This is a genomic window from Citrobacter sp. TBCS-14, assembly GCF_005280805.1.
Taxonomy (GTDB): Bacteria; Pseudomonadota; Gammaproteobacteria; order Enterobacterales; family Enterobacteriaceae; genus Citrobacter; species Citrobacter gillenii.
In genome coordinates this window covers 1-203 of sequence record NZ_SZWM01000767.1, presented here as the reverse complement: position 1 = coordinate 203, position 203 = coordinate 1, and the positions used below count along the sequence as shown (strand labels likewise).

1 pseudogene is annotated in these 203 nt (G+C 44.3%); it reads right to left on the bottom strand.

Features of this window, described 5'->3' with window-relative positions:
• Nucleotides 1-203 (bottom strand): annotated as a pseudogene (locus FDX22_RS30590) (integrase); the annotation flags it as partial.

Here is a 203-nt window from a genome sequence, read left to right as displayed (position 1 = left end):
CAACATGTTACTTTAATCCAATCTTTGCCTCGGTCATCGTGATAACGGTCTGTCTGTCGCTGTGATTTGTGTCCCAGCAATTCTTTAGTATTGATCCCTTGGGCTTTATACAACCGTTCAGCCAATGACCGTTGTTCGTGAAATGTAGCAGGAGTCCCATCACCCCAATCAATTCTTGCCAGATCTCGTGCTTTGCTAAAGTT